Annotated in this window: 28 protein-coding genes; 20 read left to right on the top strand and 8 right to left on the bottom strand. The window is 67.0% G+C overall.

Features of this window, described 5'->3' with window-relative positions; translation table 11 throughout:
* Positions 1-85 precede the first annotated feature (85 nt).
* The 6 genes from EGY25_RS11645 to EGY25_RS11620 are packed head-to-tail and all read left to right on the top strand — an operon-like array spanning position 86 to position 6,310.
* Positions 86-1,927 (top strand): gamma-glutamyltransferase family protein, encoded by a 1,842-nt coding sequence (locus EGY25_RS11645; RefSeq protein WP_135195118.1) that lies wholly within the window; start codon positions 86-88, stop codon positions 1,925-1,927.
* 2 nt (positions 1,928-1,929) lie between these two features.
* On the top strand, positions 1,930-2,271 hold the full coding sequence (locus tag EGY25_RS11640; protein WP_135195117.1) for an MmcQ/YjbR family DNA-binding protein: 342 nt from the start codon (positions 1,930-1,932) through the stop codon (positions 2,269-2,271).
* 58 nt (positions 2,272-2,329) lie between these two features.
* The gene (locus EGY25_RS11635) at positions 2,330-3,214 is read left to right on the top strand and encodes an alpha/beta hydrolase family protein (RefSeq protein WP_135195116.1); all 885 of its coding nucleotides are present in this window, start codon (positions 2,330-2,332) and stop codon (positions 3,212-3,214) included.
* Positions 3,215-3,246: 32 nt separating this feature from the next.
* Positions 3,247-4,089, top strand: a complete 843-nt coding sequence (locus EGY25_RS11630; RefSeq protein ID WP_135195115.1) for an aldo/keto reductase — start codon at positions 3,247-3,249, stop codon at positions 4,087-4,089.
* Between the two features lie 18 nt (positions 4,090-4,107).
* Positions 4,108-4,770 (top strand): Pr6Pr family membrane protein, encoded by a 663-nt coding sequence (locus EGY25_RS11625; RefSeq protein WP_135195114.1) that lies wholly within the window; start codon positions 4,108-4,110, stop codon positions 4,768-4,770.
* A gap of 10 nt (positions 4,771-4,780) precedes the next feature.
* Complete coding sequence (locus EGY25_RS11620; protein WP_135195113.1) at positions 4,781-6,310, top strand: UbiD family decarboxylase; 1,530 nt, start codon at positions 4,781-4,783, stop codon at positions 6,308-6,310.
* A gap of 1 nt (position 6,311) precedes the next feature.
* Here EGY25_RS11620 and EGY25_RS11615 read toward each other — a convergent pair whose 3' ends face one another.
* Positions 6,312-6,596, bottom strand: a complete 285-nt coding sequence (locus EGY25_RS11615; RefSeq protein ID WP_135195112.1) for a hypothetical protein — start codon at positions 6,594-6,596, stop codon at positions 6,312-6,314.
* A 228-nt stretch (positions 6,597-6,824) separates the two neighbouring features.
* Between EGY25_RS11615 and EGY25_RS11610 the strand changes: the two genes are divergently transcribed.
* The 8 genes from EGY25_RS11610 to EGY25_RS11575 all read left to right on the top strand — a co-directional run bounded on the left by EGY25_RS11610 (position 6,825) and on the right by EGY25_RS11575 (position 13,603).
* On the top strand, positions 6,825-7,754 hold the full coding sequence (locus EGY25_RS11610) for a DUF3829 domain-containing protein (protein WP_135195111.1): 930 nt from the start codon (positions 6,825-6,827) through the stop codon (positions 7,752-7,754).
* Positions 7,755-7,853: 99 nt separating this feature from the next.
* A complete protein-coding gene (locus EGY25_RS11605; protein ID WP_167762540.1) occupies positions 7,854-8,486 on the top strand; it encodes a hypothetical protein in 633 nt (210 codons plus the stop codon).
* Positions 8,487-8,587: 101 nt separating this feature from the next.
* Positions 8,588-10,357 (top strand): M14 family metallopeptidase, encoded by a 1,770-nt coding sequence (locus EGY25_RS11600; RefSeq protein WP_432417374.1) that lies wholly within the window; start codon positions 8,588-8,590, stop codon positions 10,355-10,357.
* A 3-nt stretch (positions 10,358-10,360) separates the two neighbouring features.
* Positions 10,361-10,768, top strand: coding sequence for an MAPEG family protein (locus EGY25_RS11595; protein ID WP_135195108.1), 408 nt, complete (start codon positions 10,361-10,363; stop codon positions 10,766-10,768).
* Between the two features lie 39 nt (positions 10,769-10,807).
* A complete protein-coding gene (locus EGY25_RS11590; RefSeq protein ID WP_135195107.1) occupies positions 10,808-12,163 on the top strand; it encodes a TldD/PmbA family protein in 1,356 nt (451 codons plus the stop codon).
* Entirely contained in the window at positions 12,160-12,972 is an 813-nt protein-coding gene (locus tag EGY25_RS11585; protein ID WP_135195106.1) for a 3'(2'),5'-bisphosphate nucleotidase CysQ, read from the top strand. The genes EGY25_RS11590 and EGY25_RS11585 overlap by 4 nt, the downstream gene beginning before the upstream one ends.
* Before the next feature lie 106 nt (positions 12,973-13,078).
* Positions 13,079-13,324: a DUF4170 domain-containing protein gene (locus EGY25_RS11580; RefSeq protein ID WP_135195105.1), complete on the top strand. Its 246-nt coding sequence runs from the start codon at positions 13,079-13,081 to the stop codon at positions 13,322-13,324.
* Positions 13,325-13,390: 66 nt separating this feature from the next.
* On the top strand, positions 13,391-13,603 hold the full coding sequence (locus EGY25_RS11575) for a hypothetical protein (protein WP_135195104.1): 213 nt from the start codon (positions 13,391-13,393) through the stop codon (positions 13,601-13,603).
* A gap of 177 nt (positions 13,604-13,780) precedes the next feature.
* On the opposite strand, the gene EGY25_RS11570 is transcribed toward EGY25_RS11575, so the two are convergent.
* On the bottom strand, positions 13,781-14,446 hold the full coding sequence (locus tag EGY25_RS11570) for a fused DSP-PTPase phosphatase/NAD kinase-like protein (RefSeq protein WP_135195103.1): 666 nt from the start codon (positions 14,444-14,446) through the stop codon (positions 13,781-13,783).
* Positions 14,447-14,533: 87 nt separating this feature from the next.
* On the opposite strand from EGY25_RS11570, the gene EGY25_RS11565 reads away from it, so the two are divergent.
* Genes EGY25_RS11565 through lpxK form a run of 5 tightly spaced genes read left to right on the top strand, consistent with a single transcriptional unit; the run spans position 14,534 to position 19,912 of the window.
* Complete coding sequence (locus EGY25_RS11565; protein WP_135195102.1) at positions 14,534-15,055, top strand: hypothetical protein; 522 nt, start codon at positions 14,534-14,536, stop codon at positions 15,053-15,055.
* Positions 15,056-15,086: 31 nt separating this feature from the next.
* Positions 15,087-16,916, top strand: coding sequence for an ABC transporter ATP-binding protein (locus EGY25_RS11560; protein WP_135195101.1), 1,830 nt, complete (start codon positions 15,087-15,089; stop codon positions 16,914-16,916).
* Positions 16,913-17,596, top strand: coding sequence for a lysophospholipid acyltransferase family protein (locus tag EGY25_RS11555; protein WP_135195100.1), 684 nt, complete (start codon positions 16,913-16,915; stop codon positions 17,594-17,596). Before EGY25_RS11560 ends, EGY25_RS11555 begins: the two co-directional genes overlap by 4 nt.
* A gap of 10 nt (positions 17,597-17,606) precedes the next feature.
* Complete coding sequence (locus EGY25_RS11550) at positions 17,607-18,899, top strand: 3-deoxy-D-manno-octulosonic acid transferase (protein WP_135195099.1); 1,293 nt, start codon at positions 17,607-17,609, stop codon at positions 18,897-18,899.
* Positions 18,896-19,912, top strand: a complete 1,017-nt coding sequence (gene lpxK / locus EGY25_RS11545; protein WP_135195629.1) for a tetraacyldisaccharide 4'-kinase — start codon at positions 18,896-18,898, stop codon at positions 19,910-19,912. The genes EGY25_RS11550 and lpxK overlap by 4 nt, the downstream gene beginning before the upstream one ends.
* Here lpxK and EGY25_RS11540 read toward each other — a convergent pair.
* Entirely contained in the window at positions 19,897-21,222 is a 1,326-nt protein-coding gene (locus tag EGY25_RS11540) for a metal-dependent hydrolase family protein (RefSeq protein WP_135195098.1), read from the bottom strand. The two genes, lpxK and EGY25_RS11540, sit on opposite strands and share 16 nt — an antisense overlap.
* Before the next feature lie 156 nt (positions 21,223-21,378).
* Between EGY25_RS11540 and EGY25_RS11535 the strand changes: the two genes are divergently transcribed.
* Positions 21,379-22,029, top strand: a complete 651-nt coding sequence (locus EGY25_RS11535) for a murein L,D-transpeptidase catalytic domain family protein (protein ID WP_245159448.1) — start codon at positions 21,379-21,381, stop codon at positions 22,027-22,029.
* Positions 22,030-22,032: 3 nt separating this feature from the next.
* Here EGY25_RS11535 and EGY25_RS11530 read toward each other — a convergent pair whose 3' ends face one another.
* From EGY25_RS11530 to EGY25_RS16570, 5 genes are all read right to left on the bottom strand, one after another.
* On the bottom strand, positions 22,033-22,341 hold the full coding sequence (locus tag EGY25_RS11530; protein WP_348521862.1) for a type II toxin-antitoxin system RelE/ParE family toxin: 309 nt from the start codon (positions 22,339-22,341) through the stop codon (positions 22,033-22,035).
* Entirely contained in the window at positions 22,299-22,490 is a 192-nt protein-coding gene (locus EGY25_RS11525; protein ID WP_135195096.1) for a CopG family transcriptional regulator, read from the bottom strand. Before EGY25_RS11525 ends, EGY25_RS11530 begins: the two co-directional genes overlap by 43 nt.
* A gap of 31 nt (positions 22,491-22,521) precedes the next feature.
* Positions 22,522-23,796 carry a phosphoribosylamine--glycine ligase gene (gene purD, locus EGY25_RS11520; RefSeq protein ID WP_135195095.1) on the bottom strand — a complete coding sequence of 425 codons (1,275 nt, stop codon included), beginning with the start codon at positions 23,794-23,796 and terminating at the stop codon, positions 22,522-22,524.
* 73 nt (positions 23,797-23,869) lie between these two features.
* Positions 23,870-24,301, bottom strand: a complete 432-nt coding sequence (locus EGY25_RS11515; protein ID WP_135195094.1) for a hypothetical protein — start codon at positions 24,299-24,301, stop codon at positions 23,870-23,872.
* A 15-nt stretch (positions 24,302-24,316) separates the two neighbouring features.
* A complete protein-coding gene (locus EGY25_RS16570; RefSeq protein ID WP_167762539.1) occupies positions 24,317-24,478 on the bottom strand; it encodes a hypothetical protein in 162 nt (53 codons plus the stop codon).
* Positions 24,479-24,520 lie beyond the last annotated feature (42 nt).

Here is a 24,520-nt window from a genome sequence, read left to right as displayed (position 1 = left end):
TCTTTGCGGCTTTCCTTAAGGCAAAGCTTGCCGAATGGGCCGGACCCCGCCTTGATAGCGGACTTGCTGTTCGAGGAGTTGGCCCATGCATCGTCGCACCTTCCTGTCCGCCCTGCCTGCTGGAGCCCTGACGGCCGGAGCAATGGCGGCGTCGGCGGCTCAGGCCCGGCAAACCAGCCCGACAGCAAAGCCCACCGAAGCGGCCCCCGCCCCCGCCCGTCCTGATCCCTATGCCGGCGTCGGCATCGGCGACCGGATCACCGGGCCGAAGTTCATGGGGCGGTCCACCGTCTGGGGCGCGAACGGGGCGGCGGCGACGGCCCATCCGGCGGCCAGCCTGATCGGCATCGACACCCTGAGACGCGGCGGATCGGCCATCGACGCGGCCATCGCCATCAATGCGGCCCTGGGGTTCCTGGAGCCGGTCGCCAACGGCATCGGCGGCGACGCCTATTGCATGCTGTGGGACCCCAAACAGAAGAAGGTCGTCGGACTGAACGGCTCGGGCGCCAGTCCGCAGGGCCTGAGCCTGGAGACGGCGCGGTCCAAGGCCATCGACGGCTATCTGCCCCGTTATGGCGCGGTGACGGTGAACGTGCCGGGCACGGTGGACGCGTGGTGGAGCGCGCATCAGCGGTACGGGAAACTGCCGTGGAAGGATGTGCTGCTGCCGGTCGCCGAACTGTGCGAACAGGGCGTGCCCATGCCCCAGGTCATCGCCTACTATCTGGAACGCAACATGGCGGCCTTCGACCGGGGCCAGATCCCGATCGAGGAGAACGATAACAGGAAGCGCATCTGGGCCGCAGGCGGTGCGACACCCAAGGTGGGCGAGGTCTTCGCCAACCCCTATCTAGGCAAGACCCTTCGGATGATCGCCGAGGGCGGGCGCGACGCCTTCTACGAGGGGCCGATCGCGGATCAGATCGAGGCCTATTTCAAGCGAATCGGCGGCTGGATGACCCGCGCCGACCTGGCGGCCCATCACACCGAATGGGTCGAGCCGATCCAGACCAACTATCGCGGGGTCGATGTCTTCGGCCTGGGTCCGAACACGCAGGGCCTGTCCACCAACCAGATCCTGAACATCTGCGAACAGTTCGATCTGAAATCCATGGGCTTCCAATCCGCAGCCTCGCTGCACGTCCAGGCTGAGGCCAAGCGGCTGGCGTTCGAGGACCGCGCGCGCTGGTTCGCCGACGACCGATTCTCCAAGACCCCGGTCGAATGGCTGAACTCCAAGGCCTATGCGGCCGAGCGGGCGAAGCTGATCCGGCCGGACCGGGTGATGGACCGGGTCATGCCGGACGACGCCCCGCACCACGGCGACACCACCTATTTCAGCGTCGCCGACAGCGACGGGATGATGGTCAGCTGGATCCAGTCCAACTATCGCGGCATGGGCTCGGGCCTGGCGCCGGACAACGGCTCGGAGCCGCTGGGCTTCATGTTCCAGGACCGAGGCGAGCTGTTCGCCCTGACCGACGGCCATCCCAACGTCTATGCGCCCGGCAAGCGGCCGTTCCAGACCATCATCCCCGGTTTCGCGGTCAAGGACGGCGAGCCCTGGATGGCGTTCGGCGTGATGGGCGGCGCCATGCAGCCCCAGGGCCAGGCCCAGATCATCATCAATATGGTGGACTACGGGCTGGAGCCCCAGGCGGCCGGCGACGCCCCGCGTTGGCAACACTATGGCTCGTCCGAACCGACGGGCCAGCCGCAGGAGGGGACCGGCGTCCTGCACCTGGAGAGCGGCGTGCCCGAGGCGACCAAGGCCCAGCTGCGCGCCATGGGCTGGACCCTGGGCGAGCCGGACGGTGGGTTCGGCGGCTATCAGAACGTCATGAAACAGATGAACCCCGGCGGGCGCTGGACCTATGGCGCGGCGACCGAGATGCGCAAGGACGGGATCGCGTTGGCCTATTGATTATGACCCACGACGAGGTCCGCGCCCTGCTGCTGTCGTTTCCAGGCGTCGAGGACGGCGTGTCCTATGGCGAGGCGTCGTACAAGGTGGCGGGCAAGTTCTTCACCTGGCTGCGGCCCCAGTTGGACGACAGTATCGTGGTGCATCTGGATAATCGCGATGAGCGTGACCTTCTGATCGAGATGGACCCGGCGACGTTTCATTTCACCGACCACTATCGCGACCACCCCATCGTTCTGGCGCGTATCGCCACGGTAGATGATATCTGGCTGAAGGCGGCGCTGGAGAAGCGGTGGCGCAGGGTCGCGCCGAAGCGGCTGGTCAAGGCCTATGACGCCGCTTGACCTGACGCCGGGGAAATCCCGCATAGTCCATCCACAATCGCAACGGAGTGGCGAGGACATGGGGATCGGGGTTGAGGATCGGGTCATCGAGACCAGCGACGGCTGGCCGCTGGCGGCGACCCTCTTTCAGCCGGAACACGCCACCCGCGCGGTGCTGATCTCGGCCGGCACCGGCTTTCCCAGGGGCTTCTACGCTCGGTTCGCGCGATGGCTGGCGGAACGCAACTGCGTGGTCCTGACCTATGACTATCGCGGCATCGGGGGTTCGCGACCGGACGACCTGGCCACGATGCAGATGGACTATCCCGACTGGGGCCGGCTGGACATGCCGGCCGCGCTTGAGGCGTTGAAGGCCGCCGCGCCCGATCTGCCGATCTTTCATGTCGGTCATAGCGTCGGCGGCCATTTCGCCGGCTTCATGCCCAATCACGGCGATATCGATCGCCACGCCTTCGTTTCGGTGGGTACAGGTTGGTGGGGCGCGCACCACCGCAGTTATAATCCGATCGAGCTGTTCTTCTGGTTCGGTTTCGGCCCAGCCCATCTGAGCCGTTACGGCTATATCCGCGCAGGAAAAATGTGGCGCGGCACGGACCTGCCGCGCGGCGTATTCGAGACCTGGAAGCGCTGGTGCCTGAAGCCGGCCTATTTCCTGGACGAGCTGAAATCGGGCGCTCTTGAGCCACAGCATTTCGCCGAAATGCGGTCGCCGATCCGGTCCTGGATCTTCCCTGACGATCCCATCGCCACGCCCGGAACCGGCGCGACCTTGCTGAAGGCCTATCCCGATGCGCCGTCCGAAATTCTCGTGCGTCGCCCCGCCGACTATGGCGTGCGACGAATCGGACATGAGGGCGCGTTCCGTCAGGGGATGGAGCCGTTGTGGCGCGAAATCCTGGATTGGTTCGACCCAGGGGTTTCGAAGGCCGCCCCCGGCGCCTAAATGCGCCATCCATAATACGAAGGATTTCTCCCATGGCCTACGGCGACCAACCCACGATCACCGTCGATGGAATCGAAATCCCCCTGCTCGGCTTCGGCACTTGGCAACTGGAGCCGGCGGATGCGCGGCGCATGGTCGCCGAGGCGTTGCGGATCGGATATCGCCACATCGATACGGCCTGGATCTACAAGAACGAGCAGGCGGTGGGCGAAGGCATTCGGGATTCCGGCGTGGCGCGCGAAGACCTGTTCCTGACCACCAAGATCTGGGTCGAGCATTTCACCCATGACGCCCTGCTGAAACAGGCCAAGGAATCAGCCGACAGCCTGGGCACGACGCCGGACCTGCTGCTGCTGCACTGGCCCAAGACGACGCCGTCGTTCGAGGAGACGCTGGGCACGCTGAACGCCGCCAAGGACGAGGGACTGACCAAGTCGATCGGCCTGTCCAACTTCCCGTCCAAGGAATTCCGCCAGGCGCAGGGCCTGTCGAAGGCGCGGTTGATCACCGACCAGGTCGAACACCATCCCTATCTCGGCATCGATCAGCTGGTCGCCACGGCGGCCGAGTTGGGCTCGTCGATCACCGCCTGGTCGCCGCTGGCCCAGGGCAAGATCGCCGACGACGCAACCATCAGCGAACTGGCCAAAGCGCACGACAAGACCAATGGTCAGATTACCCTGCGCTGGCTGATCCAGCACGGGATCATCGCCATTCCCCGCACCACCAAGGAAAGCCGGGCGCGCGAGAACTTCGACATCTTCGACTTCGCCCTGACGGACGAGGAAATGCAGCGGATGGATGCGCTGGATCGCGGCGAAAGACTGGGCGACTGGCTGGACCCCGCGTTCGAATGGGACAAGACTGCCGCCTGATCGACGACGGAGGCGCCGGTGTTTCGCAAACGGGACCAGCCCAGGCTGTGGCGCGCGACGTTCGCCGTCGTGGGCTGGACCGCGCTCGCGCTTCAATATCTGCTGATGGTGGCGCCGGTTCAGGGATGGACGGTGCTGGAGCGGACGATCAACTATTTCAGCTTCTTCACCATCCTGACCAACATCCTGGTCGCCCTGGCTTTCACCGGCCCGTTGCTGGGCGAGGGCTCCAGACTGGGCCGTTGGAGCGCCAGCGAGGGCGTCCGTGCGGCCGTCGCCATGTATATCGTGGTGGTCGGGGTGGTTTATCATTTCCTGCTGCATCCCTACTGGAACCCCACCGGCTGGTCGCTGCTGGTCAATGTGGTGCTGCATTACGTCATGCCGGCCGCCTTCGTGCTGGACTGGCTGTGGTTCACGCCCAAGGGCCGTTTGCGCTGGATCGACCCGGCGAAATGGCTGGCCTTTCCCTTGATCTATGGCGGGTGGACGCTGATCCACGGCCTGGCGACGCACTGGTGGCCCTATGGGTTCGTCAATGTGGATCAGTTGGGACTGGGGCGGGTCGTGATGATCTTTGGGGCGCTGCTGGTCTTCTTCCTGCTGGTGGGGCTGGCGCTGGTCGGGCTGGATCGCGTGTTCGGCCGCGCGGCGCGTGACAGCGGGCCGCGTCCCGCCTAAGCGTCGCGACATGGCCTACAAATCCCTGCGTGACTTCATCGACCAGCTGGAAGCTCAGGGCGAGCTGGTACGGGTGTCCGAACCCGTCTCCACCGTGCTGGAGATGACCGAGATCCAGACCCGGCTGCTGAGGAACGGCGGACCGGCGGTGCTGTTCGAACAGCCGGTCATGCCCGACGGCACGATCAGCCCCATCCCCTGCCTGGCCAATCTGTTCGGCACGGTGAAACGGGTCGCGATGGGGGTGACACTGGAGGGCAAGTCGCGGACCACGGCGGGCGAGTTGCGCGAGGTCGGGGAACTGCTGGCCTTCCTACGCAATCCGACACCGCCGCGCGGCCTGGGGGACGCGATGGAAATGCTGCCGCTGATGCAGACCGTCATGTCGATGCGGCCCAAGATGGTGAAGAAGGCGCCCGTGCAAGAGGTGGTGCTGAAGGGCGACCAGATCGACCTGACCGCCCTGCCTGTCCAGTCTTGCTGGCCCGGCGAGCCCGCGCCCCTGATCACTTGGGGCCTGGTCGTGACCAAGGGACCGAGCGAGGACCGAGAGGACGACTTCAACCTGGGCATCTATCGGATGCAGGTGCTGGGCAAGGACAAGGCCATCATGCGCTGGCTGGCGCACCGGGGCGGGGCGCAACACTATGCCCGGCACAAGAAGGCCCGGCCCACTGAGCCCCTGCCCTGCGCCGTGGTGCTGGGGGCCGATCCGGGCACGATCCTGGCGGCGGTGACGCCGGTGCCGGACACCCTGTCGGAATATCAGTTCGCCGGCCTGATGCGAGGCGCCAAGGCCGAGCTGGTCCCGTGCAAGACCGTGCCGCTGATGGTGCCGGCCCAGGCCGAGATCGTGCTGGAGGGCCATGTCCTGCTGAACGAGTTCGAGGACGAGGGCCCCTACGGCGACCACACCGGATATTACAACTCGGTCGAGAAATTCCCGGTGTTTCAGGTCAGCGCCATCACCATGCGCAAGGACCCGATCTATCTGACCACCTTCACGGGCCGGCCGCCGGACGAGCCGTCGGTATTGGGCGAGGCGCTGAACGAGGTCTTCATTCCCCTGCTGCGCCAGCAGTTCCCGGAGATCGTCGACTTCTGGCTGCCGCCCGAGGGGTGCAGCTATCGGATCGCCGTGGTGTCGATGAAGAAGGCCTATCCGGGCCACGCCAAGCGGGTGATGCTGGGCGTCTGGAGCTATCTGCGCCAGTTCATGTACACCAAGTGGGTCATCGTGGTGGACCACGACATCGACGCCCGCGACTGGAAGGACGTCATGTGGGCCATCTCGACCAAGATGGACCCTGCGCGCGACATCACCGTGATCGAATCCACCCCTATCGACTATCTGGACTTCGCCAGCCCCGAGAGCGGCCTGGGCTCAAAGATCGGCTTGGACGCCACCGACAAATGGCCGCCCGAGACCAAGCGCGAATGGGGCGAGGAAATTCGCATGGACGAGGCGGTGATCGAACGGGTTTCAGACATGTGGGACCGGCTTGGCCTGCCCGGCGACAGCGCCCCGATCTGGAAATAGATCAGGCGGGACCAGCGGCCGCGCCTACGACGCCCAGGATCGCCACGACGGCGCCGACATAGTTGAGCCGCGACCGGGTGTAGGACCGCATCCGGTCCTTGCCCCGGATTAGCCGCACGACGAAATAGACGAGGGTGTGGACCGCGTAGAAGACGATCAACGGACCGACGAGAAGCGACCCGAGCGCCCCGCCCCAATAGCCGACCGAGACCATTTGGGCGGCGACTACGCCATTGAGCAGAAGGGCGACGACAAGGGTCACAGCGAGGGCGATGATCTGGTGCATGGCGGGGTCCGAAGCTGACGGCGATGCGAAAACAATGCGGTCAAGCTTGATTGGCTCCGGCAATCTTGGGGCAAATTTTTAGCAGGCTGAAAACCGTGACCAGTCAGTCACTTGCGATTTATTCGCAGTTAATCGGCGGTTTTCTGCGAACCCAACCTTGGCCGTGACGTTCTCCTTGTCCAACGCCGGCCAAGCTGAACCTTGGCCGGTCCAGGAAGGGAAAATCACATGAAGTCTCGGACAGCTGTAAGCGCCATGGCCTTGGTCTGCGCGATGACGATGGGCCTTGCGGCCTGCGGACAGGGCGACGCCAACGGCGGCGCCGATGGATCTCAATCGGTGAGCGCCGCTGCGGGCAGCGAGCTGACGCAGCAGAAGCAGGGTCTCTATACCGAAGGCTTCAACAAGCTGATCGATGACAGCTGGGGCGTGCCCAACAACTTCGAAAACTATCAGAAGCTGGATATCCCGAACGCCAGCGCGACCAGTTCGATCTCCTTCCCCGAAAACATCACCACGCTGGAAACGGCGATCGAGAAGCTGAAGGAAGGCAAGGCGTTCGCGGGCGGAACTCAGAGCCGACGCACCGACGCCGCGGTGGACAAGCTGCTGCCGCAACTGGAAGCCCTGCTGGCGCAGTGGAAGACGCTGGATCCCTATTATGAATCCCGCGCCTATCGCGAAGACGGCCTGGCCAAGGGCAAGGCGGCCCACACCGCCCTGATGACCGCCTATCAAGGCGCGATCGCCGGGATCGGCGAACTGGATGCCGCTCTGAGCGAATACCAGCGCGCCAGCAATGCGGCCAAGATCGAGGCCTTGACCAAGAGCGGCCACACCGCCGAGGCCAGCCTGATCGACGCCATGCAGAAGGCCGATCACTTCACCACCGCCGTCATCGAGGACAAGGCGGACGAAGCCGATCGCCTGCTGCCCGAGTTCGTGGCTGCAGCCGCAAAGCTGCGCGAAGCCGAAGCCGCCCTGCCCGCAGACAACGAGAACAAGTCGGAGTTCGGCTCCATCGCCGGCTACGTCGACTCGATGATCGGCTCGTGGCGCGACTACAAGCAGAGCAAGAGCGACTATGAGCGCGAAAGCATCGTGGACGACTACAATCGCGCCATCGACCGGATGGGCGACGTCGAAATGCCTGCCTGACGAGATCGCCGCCTCCGTCGCTTGCCAGTGACGGAGGCGGCGGACTGGCGGCGCTTCCCCGAACGGTCTAGCTTCCTCCCCTGACATTGGGGGATGGCTGTGAGCGCGTTCGAATTCTTCTTCAGCTTTTATGGCCTGTTGCTGGGTCTGTCGGTCGCCGAACTGGTGGGCGGGTTTGCGCGGGTGCTGCATGAGAAGCAGCGGATTCGGTTCGGCTGGCTGACGCCGCTGCTGGCCCTGTTCGTGGCCATCGATATCGCCACCTTCTGGAACCAGGCCTGGGTCATTTTTCGAGGGGCGCCGTTCAACACCTTCGTGCTGATCGTCTCGCTGGCCATCGCCGCGACCTTCTACGTCGCCGCCAGCGTGACCTTCCCGCGCGTCTCGGCCGAGGGCGGCGACGAGCGGATCGACCTGGATGACCATTTCTGGGCCCATCGACGGCTGGTGTTCAGCTGTGTCCTAGCCGCCAATCTGATCGTCGCCGTGATCGTGATCATCCTGGCCCAGCTCAATCCCGGCTTTGCCCAAGTCGCCAGTTCAGTGCGCCTGTGGGTGGGCGTCTCCATCTTCGTGATCGGCACGGCGACGGCCGCGTTCGCGCCATGGCGCAAGGTCGCCGTTGGGGCCCTGATCGTCGTGCTGCTCTACAGTCTTTGGCAGATGGGGAACTCGGCGGCGTTGCTGCTCAAGGCCGGCGGGTGGGCGCCCGCGCTGGGCGGCGGCGGGTGACCGCTTGTCAGGCCGAGGCAATCGGCTCACGAAAGGCCATGCAGTCCCCTCTTCTGGTTTCGGCCTTCCTAGCCGCCCTTGCCTGTAGCGTGAGCCCCGCCATGTCCCAGACGATCCCCAACACCGTTCCGTGGGACCAGGCCTTCCTGCCGCCCGCTCCGGCCTGGGACGGCGCGTCCAGAGCTCTGTTGCGCGACGCGAGCGATCCATGGGTCACGGCGTTCGAGGCCGATCCGGGCCATGATTTCAGCCCCAACTATGCCGACACCCGCGCCTGGTTCGACCGTCTGGATCAAGCCAGCGACCTGATCCGCATTGAACAGTTCGGCGTCTCGCCCGAGGGGCGGCCGATCTATGCGGTGATCGCGTCCAAGGACGGGGCCGCCTTCGATCCGGCCAAGCCCGTCCTGATGATCCAGGCCGGCATCCACCCCGGTGAGATCGACGGCAAGGACGCGGGCATGATGGTGCTGCGCGACATCGCCTTCTACGGCAAGGACGCCCTGCTCGACCGGGTCAATCTGATTCTGATCCCGATCCTGAGCGTGGACGGACACGAGCGGGCCAGCGCCTATTCCCGCCCCAACCAGCGTGGGCCGCGCATCCAGGGCTGGCGCAATACGGCGACCAACCAGAACCTGAACCGCGACTATCTGAAGCTGGATCAGCCCGAGATGCGGGCGGTGCGCGGCCTGATCCTGAAATACCGGCCGGACCTGTATGTGGACGTCCACGTCACCGACGGTATGGATTACCAGTACGACGTCACCTACGGCTTCAACGGCGAGGACGGGTCGTTCAGTCGTTCGCCGAACGGCTCGGCCTGGCTCGATTCGATCTTCAAACCGGCGATGAATGCGGCGCTGGAACGCGAGGGCCACATCCCCGGCGAGCTGGTGTTCGGCATGGATGACGACGAGCCCAGAAAGGGTCTGTCGGACGGCGGCCTAGGCGAGCGGTTCTCGAACGGCTGGGGCTCGGCGGCCCATGTGCCGACCATATTGATCGAGAACCACAGCCTGAAGCCCCATGAACAGCGGGTGCTGGGCACCTATGTCTTCATCGAGGAGGCGATGCGGCTGCTGGCCGATCAGGGCGCGGGTCTGAGGGCCGCGACCGAGCAGGACAAGGCCCTGCGCCCGGCGCAGATCCTGGCCAACTTCGAGGCCGACGAGACGCCGTCGTCCACCCGTCCGTTCAAGGGCATCCTGTACGAGATGTACGACAGCGCGGCCTCGGGCCGTCAGGAAATCCGCTGGCTGGGCCGGCCCGATCCCGAGCTGTGGCAGATGCCCTTCTATGGGTCCAAACCGACGCTGACCCTGACGCGACCGACCGCCTATTGGGTGCCGGGCTATCGCACCGACATCATCGAGCGGCTGAAGACGCACGGGATCGCGATGGAGACGGTCGAAGCGCCGCGGACGGTCAATCTGTCGATGCTGCGTCTGGTCGAGCCCAAGCTGGCGACGCGCGCCAACGAGGGCCACGTCCAGGCTTCGGTCAAGACGGTCGAGGTGGAGAAACGCGACTGGACCTTCCCGACCGGCTCGGTGCGGGTGCCGACGGATCAGCCGCTGGGCGACATCGTCGTGCTGCTGCTGGAGCCGCAGTCCAGCGAGAGCTTCTTCGCCTGGGGCATGTTCCCCGAGGTCATGAGCCGCGTCGAATATATCGAGGCCTACGCCATCGCGCCGCTGGCGGACAAGATGATGGCGGCGGACCCTGCGCTGAAGGCCGAGTTCGAAGCGAAAGTCGCGGGGGATGCAGCATTCGCGGCCGATCCCCAGGCGCGTCTGGCCTGGTTCTACGAACGCACGCCCTTCTATGACGACCACTATCTGCTCTACCCCGTCGGGCGCGAGGACTGATCGATGACCACACCGCTGATGTACGCCGTCCAAGCCGCCGCCCTGTGGAGCGGCCTGCTGATCCTGATGATGCTGGTGCTGTCGGGCATCGTGGTCAGCGGACGGCGCAAGCACATGGTGTCGTTCGGAGACGGCGGGAACCCGGACCTGATGGCCGCCAGCCGGGCGTTCGGCAATCTGGTGGAATATGCGACGCCGGGCATGATCGCCATGCTGCTGCTGGCCGCCGTGGGGGCGCCGGCCTGGATGGTGCACGGGGTGGGTGCGACCCTGCTGGTCGGACGGGTCGTTCACGCCCTGGGCCTGCTGTTCCAGACCGGGCCGTCGCTGGGACGGGTGATCGGCATGTTGCTGACCTGGGTGGCGCTGCTGAGCGCGGCCGTGGGCCTGATCGCCTTCGCCGTTGTCTGACGCGGTTGCGGTGCAGCAAGCCGTCCGCCATATCGGGGCATGACTGAAACCCTGGCTGCGCCCGTTTCCACCGATCTTCTCAACGACATCGTCAAGGCGGCCCTGAGGGCCGGCGCCGACGCCGCCGAGGCGGTCAGCGCCGATCGCCGCTCCCTGTCGGTCGGGGTGCGCAACGGAAAGCTGGAAGACGTCGAACGCGAGGAATCGCGCGACCTGGGCCTGCGGGTCTTCGTGGGCCAGCGCCAGGCGTCGGTTTCGGCCTCCGATCTTTCGCCCGCGACACAGGCGCGGCTGGTCGAGCGGGCTGTGGCCATGGCCCGCTTGGCGCCGGAAGACCCCCATGCCGGTTTCGCGCCTGAGGATCGGTTGGCGCGCGGGCCGTTCGTCGATCTGGACCTGTTCGACCCCACCGAGCGCAGCGCCGAGGTTCTGGAACAGGTTTCGGCCGAGGCGGAAGCCGCGGCTCTGGCGGTGACAGGCGTGGCGCGCTCGGAAGGCGGCCATGCCTCCTGGTCGTCCAGCCGTTGGCGGCTGGTGACCTCGCACGGGTTCGACGGCGCCTATGAGGGTTCGGCCTTCTCGCTGGGCGTCGGCGTCATCGCGGAAAAGGACGGGGCGATGGAGCGCGGCGGCGAGAGCCGTTCGATGCGCCACCTGTCCGACCTGCCCGGCGCCGAATTGATCGGACGCACGGCCGGCGAGCGCGCGGTCGCCCGAACCGGCGCGCGCAAGATCGCCTCGACCACCGCCCCCGTCATCTTCGACAACCGCATGTCGAGCCAGATCGTGTCTCCGGCCATCGGCGCCATTTCCGGCCCGTCGATCGCGCGCGGCACCTCCTTCCTGAAGGACAGGATGGGCCAGCGGGTGTTCGCCGAGGGGGTGACCCTGATCGACGATCCGTTCCGTCCACGCGGCATGGGCTCCACCCCGTTCGACGACGAAGGGGTGGCGGTCGAGAAGCGCGCCCTGTTCGACGACGGCGTCCTGACCACCTGGCTGTTGAACAGCGCCGCCGCGCGGCAACTGGGGCTGCAATCCACCGGCCATGCATCGCGCGGTCTGGCGGGACCGTCCGGCGTCTCGACCCACAATCTGCATATGGAGCCGGGCGAGCGGAATCTGGCGGGGCTGATGGTCGATGCGGGGACCGGCCTGCTGGTGACCTCGATGTTCGGACCGTCGCTGAACGGCAACACCGGCGACTGGTCCGCCGGGGTGTCGGGCTTCTGGTTCGAGAACGGCGTGATCGCCTATCCGGTCAACGAGGTCACGGTGGCCGGCAAGCTGACCGACCTGTATCTGCGCATCCAACGCGGATCGGACCTGGAGTTCCGGGGCGGGTTCAACGTGCCCAGCCTGATGTTCGACGCGGTGGCCATCGCGGGCAAATGATCGATCACTTTACACAGGATTGGGGGGCCGATCTCGAACTGATCCGCCAGGCGGCCGTCGACGCCGGAGCCCTGGCTATCGCCGAACGCGAGGCCGGGTTGAAGATCGAGTCCAAGGTCGGCGGCTCGCCCGTCACCAGCGGCGACCTGAAGGTGGACGCCATGCTGAAGGACCGGCTGCTCTCGGCGCGGCCCGACTATGGCTGGCTGTCGGAGGAGACGGCGGACTCCCCCGAACGGCTGTCGAAGCGGCGTATCTTCATCGTCGACCCCATCGACGGGACCGTCGCCTATATGAAGCGGACGCCGTGGTGGTGCGTGCCCATCGCCGTGGTCGAGGACGGCGAAGTCGTCGCCGCCGTCATCCATGCGCCCGAGGTGGACGAGACCTATGTGGCTGTGCGCGGCGGCGGGGCCCGGCGCAACGGCCGGGTGATCCATGCCTCGGACGTGGATACGCTGGATGACGCCTCCATCCTGGGCGATGCGCGACTGATCGAAGCGCCCTATTTCGACGACGAGCCGTGGCCGCCGATGCGGTTCGAGAAGCGCAACGCCCTGGCCTATCGGATGGCGCTGGTCGCCGCCGGCGCCTTCGACGCCGCCCTGGCCCTGACGCCGAAATGGGACTGGGACGTCGCCGCCGGCTGGCTGATCGCCCAGGAGGCGGGCGCCAAGGTCAGCGATCACCATGGGGGGCCGTGGGCGTTCAACCGACCCGATCCGCGCCAGGCCAGCCTGGTCTGCGCCGCCCCGATTATCCAGCCGATGATCGTGCGGCGCTGTAAAAACGTGCCTTTATCGACCTAAGCCGGGGGCGGAAAAGCCCCGTCCCACATTGATCCTTGGGCGTTCTCGGCCTATGCCGCGCGCAAACCTCCTCCCCTGCCTTCGGGCCCAGCCTTCAGGATTTCCGATGACCGATCAGAACGCCGTCCCGCCGCAACTTCTGCACATCGTCATCGGCGGCGAGCTTCGTCACCTGGGCGAGCCGACCTTCCGCGACCTGTCGCAGGTCGAATTCGTCGGCGCCTTCGGCAGCTATGACGAGGCCAAGAAAGCCTGGAAGGCCCGCGCCCAGGCGACCGTGGACAACGCCCACATGCGCTATTTCATCCTGCACGCCCACAAGCTGATCGACCCGCGCGGCGACGTGGCCTGATCCTGCGACATCGGGGAGCCGAACCGGCGCCCCGATCCGACGTTTAGTCTGTATGCGAGGACGATCATGACCCTGGAACCGCAACAGATCTTTCAACTGGTCAGCCTGCTGGCGGTGCTGGCGCTGTTCAGCTTCTCGCTGCGCGGGCACATCAACTACGCTCGCTGGTTCAAGAGGTGGGAAGCCGAGCGCAAGGCCCGGCGCGACGCCGAACTGGCGGCCGAAGCGCGCGCGAACGGCGAAGGCGGCGAAGAGCCGAAGGCTGGTCCCTGGGGCTGAGGCACCTAGCCCCCTTCTTCCGTCATCCTCGCCCTTGTGGCGAGGATCCAGAAACACAGGCCTTTGGCGTGATCCTCTGTCGATGACGCGGATGCGTCCAGCGAACCGGCTGTCACCGGGGAGTCTGGATCCTCGCCACAAGGGCGAGGATGACGAAGTGATAGGTGGTGCGCTCCCCTACTCCCGCCGCAGCAGCTTGTCGGTCAGCAGCGTGCCCCACCAGCCGGCCTTGAACTCGGCACGGATGGCCTTGGGGTCGTAGTCGGGGCTGTCGACCCAGTCGATGAAGCTGATCCCCCGAGGCGCGATCTCGGCGACGTATTTCTCCAGCGTGTAGTCGAGCACGCCGGTCAGCCCCTCGCGCGAGTGCAGGTATTTCTTGGATAGCTGTTTCATGGCCACCGAGATCGGTTCGCCCAGATGGAAGTGGCGATAGAAGACCGCCATCATCCCGGCCCGGTCCGCCCCGGACTTGCAGTGGATCAGCACCGGATACTGGATTGTCTTGAACAACTCGCGGGCGCGGTGGATGCGCACCGTTTCGGGCGGATCGCGCGAATCGAGCGGGGCGTCGATCAGGGTCAGGCCCAGCCGTTCGCAGGCCTCGCGCTCCAGCCAGTAATAGCCTTCGTCGCGTTCGCCGCGCAGGTTGATGACGGTCTTGACGCCCTTCTTCTTCCAATAGGCCAGCTGGCGAGGCGACGGCTGGTTGGTGCGCACCAGGTCCGGCCCCAGCCAGTGGGCGTTGGAAAACGCCACGCGCAGAAACGCGTGGTCGGCCCAGAAATAATGCCAATGCGCCCGGAAACGGCCCATCGCGGTCGAGAGGTCGAAGCGCGCCATGCCCGCCAGATAGCGATCCGACGCCGCCGCGTCATCCGATCTCGATCCTGATGCGTTGGAATGTTCGTCGAGAACAGGAGGCCCCTTATGAAAACTCTCGCCGCAACCGCCGCCGTCGTGGCCAGCCTTTGGGCGGGCGCGGCCGTCGCCCAGACGCCGCCGCCCGAGGATAAGGCCCTGATCGCCTATCTGCGCGAACGGGCGAAGGAGGCGCTGGACACCACCCGATATACGGCCGCGATCACCCCCGACGGCGGCACGACCCTGGTCTATCTGACGGGTCCGAACTGGTGCGGGTCGGGCGGGTGCCGACTGCTGGTGCTGGACCGAGCCGGCGAGACCTATCGCTCGGTCGGCGAAATCAGCGTCGCCCGTGCGCCCATCCGCCTGCTGGAACAGCAGACCCACGGCCGTCGCGATCTGGGCGTCTATGTCGCCGGGGGCGGCATCACCCAGGGGTATGAGGCCGCCGTGCCGTTCGACGGGCGTCGCTATGCCGCGAACCCGACCGTCGCCCCGGCCGTCAGGATCGAGGATGCACCGGGCGAAACCCTGATCCGCGCCGACGAACAGGGCCGCACGCTGGAACCGTCGCCGGACAAGCCTTGACTTGAACGGCGGCTCGGACGACCGAGAGGCGATGACCGTCGCCGCCTCAGACACCATGCCCCTGCGCGCCCTGCTGGCGCGGATCTGGCGCGACTATCTGTCCCGGCACAAGGGATCGCTGATCCTGTCGGTCCTGTGCGCGGCGATGACGGGCCTTCTGACGGCGGCCTTGCTGAAGCTGCTGGAGCCCGCGATCAACGGGCTGTTCCTGGGCGGGACGGAGCCCATCAGCCTATTCGGCGTCTTCAGCTTCCCGGCCGACAAGGCGGTGATCTGGATCCCGGTCGCCATTCTGGCGGTGGCTGTGGCGCGCACCCTGGCGGCGCTGGGTCAGGCGGCCCTGGTCAACCGGCTGGGCCACACCATCGTCGGTGACATCCAGATCCGTCTGTTCGGGGCCATGATCCGCGCCGACCTGGCGCGGTTGCGCAGCCAGCATTCGGGCGGCTTCGTCTCGTCCGTTCTGTTCGACGCCAATATGGTGCGCGAGGCCTTCACCTCGGGCGTCGTCAACTACACCCAGAACCTGCTGACCCTGATCGCGGTGCTGATCTACATGGGGTTCATCGACTGGCAGTTGACCATGGTCGTGCTGCTGGGCGTGCCGCTGGTGGCGCTGGTGCTGCGCCGGTTCGGTCGCAAGACCCGTAAGGCCGCGCAGGGCGCGATGGCCGAGACCGAGAACCTGTCCACCGCCCTGATGGAAAACCTGGACGGGGTTCGGCTGATCAAGATCGAGAACCGCGAGGCGGCCGAACAGGACCGCGTCGCCGAGGTGGTGGCGCGTCGCCAGCGTCACGTCATCAAGGGCGCCAACGCCCGCGCCTTCGCAGGCCCGTCCAGCGATCTGGTCGCCTATATCGTCGTCGCCGCCGTCATGGCCTATGCCGGATGGCGGGCGCAGTCGGGCGAGATGACGGTGGGCGGGTTCGCCGCCTTCATCGGCATGCTGCTGGCCGCCGGTCAGGCCCTGCGCCAGGTGACCAATCTGGCGACGGTGATGAGCGAGGGCTTCACCGCCGCGCGTCGCCTGTTCGGCGCCCTGGACATCGAGGCCGAGATTCGCGAGGCCCCGGATGCCGCGCCTCTGGCGCCCGGTCCGGTCGAGGTGGTGCTGGACCAGGTGTCGTTCGCCTACGCCCCCGGCGGGGCGCCGACGCTGGACGCCGTATCGTTGCGGGTTGCGCCGGGCGAGACGGTGGCCCTGGTCGGGCCGTCGGGCGGCGGCAAGAGCACGATCCTGAGCCTGTTGCCGCGCTTCTACGACGTGACGGGCGGGGCGGTGACGATCAACGGCGCCGACGTGCGGTCGCTGCGTATCCACGACCTGCGCGACCATATCGCCCTGGTGACGCAGGAGCCCTTCCTGTTCGACGACACTATCGCCGCCAACATCGCCTATGGCCGGCCGGGTGCCACGCAAGCCCAGATCGAGGAGGCCGCCCGTTCGGCCGCCGCCCACGACTTCATCACCGCCCTGCCCGAGGGGTATGACACCCGCGCCGGCGAGGCGGGCCTGCGCCTTTCGGGGGGGCAACGCCAGCGGATCGCCATCGCCCGCGCCTTCGTCAAGGACGCGCCCATCCTGTTGCTGGATGAGGCGACCAGCGCCCTGGACACCGAGAGCGAGGCCTTGGTCCAGGCGGCGCTGGAACGGCTGATGGAAGGCCGCGCCACCCTGATGATCGCCCACCGACTTTCGACCGTTCGCAACGCCGACCGCATCTATGTGATCGAGGCCGGCCGCGTGGTCGAGGAAGGCTCGCACGACGCCCTGGTCGCCCGGGGCGGCCTCTATTCCCGCCTGGCCCGCCAGCAGTCGCTGGACGGCGCCCCGTCCACGGTCGAGACCGTCGCGTGAGGCCGTTTCGCAATCCCGTCGTCCAGTCCGCCTTGGCCTGGACACTGGCGCAGTGGATGCGGTTCTGCATCAGGACCATCCGCTGGACCCACGAGAACCAGCCGGTCGCGGAAAAGGTGTGGGACCAGGGGGGCGGCGTTCTGTGCGTCTTTTGGCATTCGCGCATCGGTCTGGCGCCCGCGTGCTGGCCCCTGGGTCGGGCGCAACCGGCCAAGGCCCTGATCTCACTGTCCGCAGACGGCGAGTTCATCGCCAAGGCCGTAGCGCGTCAGGGTTTCCCCGCTGTGCGCGGATCGTCCGCCAACAAGGACAAGGCCGCCGCAGCCAAGGGCGGATCTCAGGCCCTGCGCGACGGACTGAAACAGCTGAAGGTCGGCGCCCTGGCGATCACGCCCGACGGACCGCGCGGCCCCGTGAACGTCATGGCCGAGGGCCTGCCGCTGATGGCGAAACTGTCCAAGGCGCCGGCGCTGTTCATCGGCATGTCGTGCAATCCGGCGATCCGGTTGAAGAGCTGGGACCGCGCCGTGCTGCCCCTGCCGTTCGGCAAGGGGGCCATCGTCTGGGACCGCGCCGACTTCCCCTCCGACGCCGACATGGCCGAGGTCGTCGCCGACTGGACCGCGCGGCTGAACGCCGTCGAGGCGCGGGCCGATGCGATCACGGGCCTGAAACCTTGAGGATGCAACCGTGACGCCCCTGCCGTTGATCGCCTATCGGCTGGCGACCCGCGCGCTGGAGCCGCTGGCGCCGCGCCTGCTGGATGCGCGCGCGCGTCGGGGCAAGGAAGACCCCGTGCGCGTGGACGAGCGGATGGGCTTCACCCGAACCGAGCGACCCGCGGGCGATCTGGTCTGGCTGCACGGCGTCAGCGTCGGCGAGAGCCTGTCGCTGCTGCCAGTAGTCGAGCGGCTCGTGAAGGCGCGGCCGGACCTGACCGTGCTGGTGACGTCCAGCACCGTGACTTCGGCTCAGATCCTGGCTCAGCGACTGCCCAAAGGCGTGATCCATCAGTATGCGCCGGTCGATGCGCCGGGCGTGGTCGAGCGGTTTTTGGATCACTGGCGGCCGGGCCTTGCGGTATTCGTCGAGAGCGAAATCTGGCCCAACCTGCTGCTGGAGGCGCATCGGCGCGGCGTGAAACTGGCCCTGGTCAGCGCGCGGATCACCGAAAAGACGGTCGAAGGCTGGGCGCGGTTTCCGGCCTCGGCGCGGGCGCTGACCGGCGCCTTCGACCTGATTCTGCCCCAGGATGCGGTCTCGGCCCAGCGGCTGGAGAGCATGGGGGCGCGGATCGACGGCTTGGTGAACCTGAAGCTGTCGGGCGATCCCCTGCCCCACGATCCGGCGGCCTTCAGCCGCCTGTCCGCCGCCATCGGCGACCGGCCGGTGATCGTCGCAGCCAGCACCCATGAGAGCGAGGAAGTCGCCATCGTGCGGGCGCTGGACAGACTGGGCGACCGCGTCTGCCTGATCCTGGCGCCGCGCCACCCCGAGCGGGGGCCGCACATCGCCCAGGCCCTGCAGCGCGAGGGATACGCCTTCGCCATGCGCTCGCGCGGCGAGGTGATCGGGCCGGACACCGACATCTATCTGGCCGATACGCTGAACGAGATGGGCCTGTTCCTGCGGCTGGCGGACATGGTGGTGATGGGCGGGTCGTTCGCCCCTGCCCTGGGCCTGCCGCCGGTCGGGGGGCACAATCCGCTGGAACCGGCGCGACTGGGCAAGCCGACGATCACGGGGCCGGATGCCTCCAACTGGGCGCCGGTGACCTCCGCGCTCGCAGAGGCGGGCGGGCTGGTTCTGGTTCAGGCGCCGTGGGATCTGCCGGGCGTGATCGAGCCGCTGCTGGCGGACCTGGACGCGGCCAAGGCCATGGGCGAGCGCGGACGCCGCGCCGCGGTCGAGGCCGGGGGCGGGCTGGAGCGGTTGTGGTCGCTGCTGGCGCCGTTGATGCCGCAGAGGCAGGCCCGGCGATGAAGCTGAACACGCCGCGCTGGTGGTATGTCCGCGACAGCAACCATGCGCAGGTGACGCGCACCGTGCTGAAGCCGCTGGGCTGGATCTGGGCCGCCGTGACCGCGCGTCGGATCGCGCGGGCCGAGCCGGTCGATCCCGGCTGTGCGGTGATCTCGGTCGGCAATCTGACGGTGGGCGGATCAGGCAAAACGCCGGTCGCGCGCGAGACGCTGCGACTGCTGCGGGCGGCGGGGCTCGAGGCGCAAGGCCTGTCACGCGGCTATGGCGGTCGGCTGGAAGGCCCCGTGCGGGTCGATCCCCAGGTCCATACGGCCGAGGATGTCGGGGACGAGCCGCTGATGCTGGCGCAGGGGTCACCGACCTGGATCGCGCGGGATCGCGTGGCGGGCGCCAGGTCTGCGGTCGCGGGCGGGGCGCAGGCCCTGGTGCTGGACGACGGCCATCAGAACCCGGCGTTGAAGAAGACCGTCAGCCTGATCGTCGTGGATGGCGAGACGCGCGGCGACGAATGGCCGTTCGGGGATGGGTCAGTCTTTCCCTCCGGCCCGATGCGCGAGCCCCTGAAGGCCGGGCTGGCGCGGGCCGACGCCGTGGTGGTGATGCTGCCGACCGATGTGGAAGACACCGATCCCGAACTGCTGGCGGTGTTCGGCGCCCTGCCCGTCTTCGTCGCGCGCCTGACGCCCGAGGGGCCGCCGCCGCCGGGGCCTCAGGTCGGGTTCGCCGGCATCGCAAAACCGTGGAAGGTCGAGCGGTCGCTGAAGGCGGCGGGCTGCGACCTGGCGGACTTCGTCCCCTTCCCCGACCATGCGGCCTATAGCGCCGAGACCATGGCGTTCCTGAAGGATCGGGCGGCGGTGTTCGACGCCGGCCTGGTGACCACCGAAAAGGACTGGGTCCGGCTGACGCCCGACCAGCGCGCGCATGTCACGGCCTGGCCGGTCGTCGCCCGGTTCGAGGACGAGGCGGCCTTCGCCGCCTTCCTGACGAAGCGGATTCAGTCGGCGCGATAGACCACGCCGGACTTCATCACGAACCTCATCCGCTCCAGCTCGGTCACGTCCGACAGCGGATCGCCCGACACGGCGACGATATCGGCGGGCATGCCCGGCGCGATCTTGCCCGCTTCGTTGGAAATCCGCAGGTGTTCAGCGGCGCCGACGGTGGCGGCCTGAATGGCCTCCAGCGGGCTCAGGCCGGCGCGGACCAGAAGCGCGAACTCTTGCGCATTGTCGCCGTGGGCCGAGACGCCGCTGTCGGTGCCGAAGGCGATCTTCACCCCGCCCTCATGGGCGCGCCGCGCCATGTCCAGCATCTTTGGCCCGGCCTCCAGCGCCTTGGCCGTCTGGGCGGGTGTGAAGAAGTTGTCCGGGCCAGACGCGATGCGGGCCACGAAATCGCCGGCCAGCAGGGTCGGGATCAGCCAGGCGCCGTTCGACTTGAACAGGCGGATCGACTGGTCGTCCAGATAGGTGCCGTGTTCGATGGAATCGCCGCCCGCCCGCAAGAAGGCGTTGATGCCGTCGACGCCGTGAGCATGGGCCGTGACCTGACGCCCCATGCGGTGGGCGCTGTCGACGATGGCAGTCAGTTCGGGGTCGCTGAACTGCTGGCCCAGCCCGGCCGCAGTGTTGGACAGGACCCCTCCCGTGGCCGTGATCTTGATGATGTCGGCGCCGGCACGGACCTGGGTGCGGACGGCGCGCATGCAGTCCTCTGCCCCCGAGCAGATGCTCTCGGACGACAGCAGGTGCATGACGTCGTCGCGATAGCCGTTGACGTCGCCATGACCGCCGTGGATCGAAACTGACGATCCCGACGCGATGATGCGCGGCCCCGGCACGTCGCCGGTCTTGACCGCATTCCTCAGCGCGAAGATCGCTTCGTTCGAGGCGCCCAGGTCGGCCACCGTCGTGAAACCGGCCATCAGGGTGCGGCGGGCGTAGCGGGCGCCGACCATGGCCTGGTCCGCGTCGGACAACGTCACCTCTTCCAGCCGAGAATTCGGGTTCTGCTGGCCGGTCAGATGGACGTGGCTGTCGATCAGTCCGGGCAGGACGAAGGCCTCCCGAAGGTTCACCACCTTGCCTTGAGAAGGGTCGCCGACGAAGCCGTCGCGCACTTCGACGACCTGGTTCCCTCTGATCACGAGAGTTTTATCGCGCTGCACAACGCCGTTCGACGGATCGGCCAGCAACCTTCCGGCTTCGACGAACGTTGTCGTGGGTTCGGACGAAACCCCAACACCCGTGGGGCTTTGCTGGGCCTCAGCGCCCACGGCCGACGCCATCAGCGCGACCAGCGCGATTCCGAAACGCTTCATCGATCTCTCCCCGCGACACGTTGGCCGCAAAATGGCCCCACAAGGCTCAGGTTGCCTCGGCCGTAACCAACTGAAACAAACACGCCTCAAGACCAACCGCAACGAGGGCGTCGCATGCGGCTATCGAGACGAGGGCTAATTCTGGGTGGATCGGCCATGCTGGCGGGATGCGCCAGCGCAAGCGCCAAGGCGCCGCTGACCACGGCTCAGACCGGAGCCCCGATCGCGATGCCGCAGGTCGGATTGCCCACGGTCCAGACCTCCGCCCTGACGCCTCCGCCGCTGGATCCCCGTGGTCACGTTCGCAAGGAGCTGATGGAGCGTGCCATGACCGCGCTGGACACCCATCACCGCCACCTGCCGCTGCGCGACCGGATGTATCTGGTCGATTTCCAGAAGTTCTCGGGCGAGGAACGCCTGTACGAAGTCGATCTGGTCGCCGGCGAGGTCAAGGTCCTGCGCACCTGCCACGGTCGCGGGTCCGACCCCGCCCACACTGGCTTCGCCCAGCGGTTCTCGAACACGCCGGATTCGAACATGTCCTCGGTCGGCGCCTACGCCACCGCCGGCGCCAACTGGGGCGCACAGCAGGGACCGAACGTCCTGCTGGACGGATTGGAATACTCGAACGACAAAGCGCGCGAGCGGGCCATCATCATCCACGGCGCCGACTACGCCGATCCGGACTTCTTGGCGCGCGAAGGCAAGCTGGGCCGCAGCTACGGATGCTTCTCCGTCGCCCACACCGACCTGCCTGCCTTGCGCGAACGCATGGGCGAAGGCCGGCTGCTGTTCGCAGCGGCGTAGGGCTTAGCGTTCGGGCCGTCTGGCGGAGTGACGGATGGTGACGACCTCCACCCGATCCGGCAGGATCGCGTAGCGGATCAGGTAAGGCTTCACGAGGGTCAGCTCGCGCGTTCCATGGATGGCGGGCCGCCCTCTGTCTGCAAAATGCGCCAGGCTTTCGGCAGCGGCCTTCAATCGAATGAAGAAACGCGCTGCGGCGGCTGGGTTGAAGTCGGCGATGTAGAGGCTGATGTCCTCAAGATCGCCCAGCGCCTGATCCGTCCAGACAACTAGCCGCATTTCGGCCGGGGCAGCGGATTGGCCGTCGACCACGACTCGACCCAACGCATGACGGTTTCGTTGTCCACGACTCGTCCCGCCGCCGCGTCCGCCAGCCCCCGCAAGGTCGCCGCCTCGTCCGCCGCGTCGTCAGGCGTCGAGAAAAGATCTTCGTCGTCGTGATCGATTGCAGGATCAGCCATGGTTCAACCCTACCACACCCCGCCGATACGGTCAGCCCCGCTCCAGCGCGCGCCAGCCGATGTCGGAGCGGTTGAAGCCACCGGGCCAGTCGATCTTCTTGATGGCGTCGTAGGCGCGTTCGCGAGCCTGGGCGATGTCGTCGCCCTCGGCGCAGACGTTCAGGACGCGACCGCCCGAGGCTGCCAGCAGCCCGTCGTCGCGACGCTTCGTCCCGGCGTGGAAGACCTGGACGTGAGGGCCGAAGTCCTGATCGGCGCCGCGAATGATCGACCCTTCCAGCGGGCTGTCGGGATAGCCCTTGGCGGCCATGACCACGCAGATCACCGTTTGGGGCTTGAAGGCCGGAGAGGCCAGGCCCGACACGTCGCCGCGCGCGCAACCCAGCAGATAGGGGACGATGTCCCCGGCCATCCGCATCATCAGCACCTGACATTCCGGATCGCCGAAGCGGGCGTTGAACTCGACCACCTTGGGGCCGTCCTCGGTCGCCATCAGACCAGCATAGAGGACGCCGCGATAGGGCGCGCCCTCCTCGGCCATCTTCTTGATAGTCGGCTGGACGATCAGTTCGTCGACCTGCTGCACCAGGTCGGGCGTAAAGACGGGGGCGGGGGAATAGGCACCCATGCCGCCGGTGTTCGGGCCCAGGTCGCCGTCGAAGGCGCGCTTGTGGTCCTGGGCGCCGCCGAACAGCAGGGCGCGCTGACCGTCGCACAGGGCGAACAGCGAACCCTCCTCGCCATCCATGAACTCTTCGATCACGACGCGGGCGCCGGCCGCGCCGAAACGACCGCCCAGCATGCGTTCGATCTCGGCCTCGGCGTCGGGGCGGTCGGGGCTGATGGCCACGCCCTTGCCGGCGGCCAGACCGTCGGCCTTGATCACGTAGGGCGGCTTGAACACGTCCAGCGCGGCCTTGGCGTCCTTGACCGTGTCGTAGACGCCGTAGCCGGCGGTGGGGATTTCGTGGCGTTCGAGGAAGGCCTTGGAAAAGGCTTTCGAGGTTTCCAGCTGCGCCGCCTTGGCCGTGGGGCCGAAGCAAGGGATGCCGGCCGAAGCCAAGCGGTCGGCCAGACCGGCGGCCAGAGCCACTTCGGGTCCGACCACGACCAGGTCGGCCTTGATCTCGCGCGCCAGGGCGGCCAGGCCGTCAGCGTCGTCGATCTTGATGGCGCGAAGCTCGCACAGTTTCTCGATGCCGGGGTTGCCGGGCGCGGCGACCAGGCGCGTGACGAGCGGCGACCGGGCGATCTTCCAGGCCAGGGCGTGTTCGCGGCCGCCCGATCCGACGAGAAGAATGTTCATGAGACCGGGCAATGACCGGCCGTCGCCGGCCGGTCAAGCGCCCGTCAGACTTAACGCCGCATTCAGCGCCCAATCAGCGTGCTGGCGGCGTCCAGGCCGGCAGGGCCTGAAGCTGGCCGGCTGTCAGATCGGTGACCAGATCCTTGTCGCCGTTGCGGTCGATCGGGGCCACGTCGGCGACCGGCACCCGTACCTTCATGTCGCCCGGCCCTTCCAGCTCGATCACCAGATGGGTCAGGGCGCCGGAGGCGTCCAACACCAGGGTTTCGACATCGCCCAGATCGACGTTGGCGCGCGAATACAGGTCCGCATCCTCCAGCTGGTCGCGGGTCATGTTGAAGGCCAGGGCGGCGTTTGTCGCCGCCGTATCGGCCTGCTGGTCCGGCAGGGCGACGGGTGCGGCGCCCGGCGCCGGCGCCTGGACGACATCGTCGTCGCGATCTGAACAGGCGGCGACGGCGCCGGTCAGGCAGAGGACGGCAGCAAGGGAGACAAGACGGTTCATGGGTTTCCTGACGATCTAGAGCAGGGCCGAGACGACATAGACGCCCAGCCCCAGCAGAATGATGCAGCCGATGATCAGCCACGGGCTCATGGCGCCGCCGCCTCCAGCGCGACGTTCGAGGTCACGCTCACGCGGGTTCTGGTCGGACGGATCGGTTCCGGGTGGGTCGGCTGCCATGAAAGTCGAACGGCGAGGCGCGCGCGGCGTTCCCGCGCGGAT

The organism is Brevundimonas intermedia (assembly GCF_004614235.1).
In the GTDB taxonomy this organism is placed as follows: Bacteria; Pseudomonadota; Alphaproteobacteria; order Caulobacterales; family Caulobacteraceae; genus Brevundimonas; species Brevundimonas intermedia_A.
This window is presented reverse-complemented; position numbering and strand designations above follow the sequence as displayed.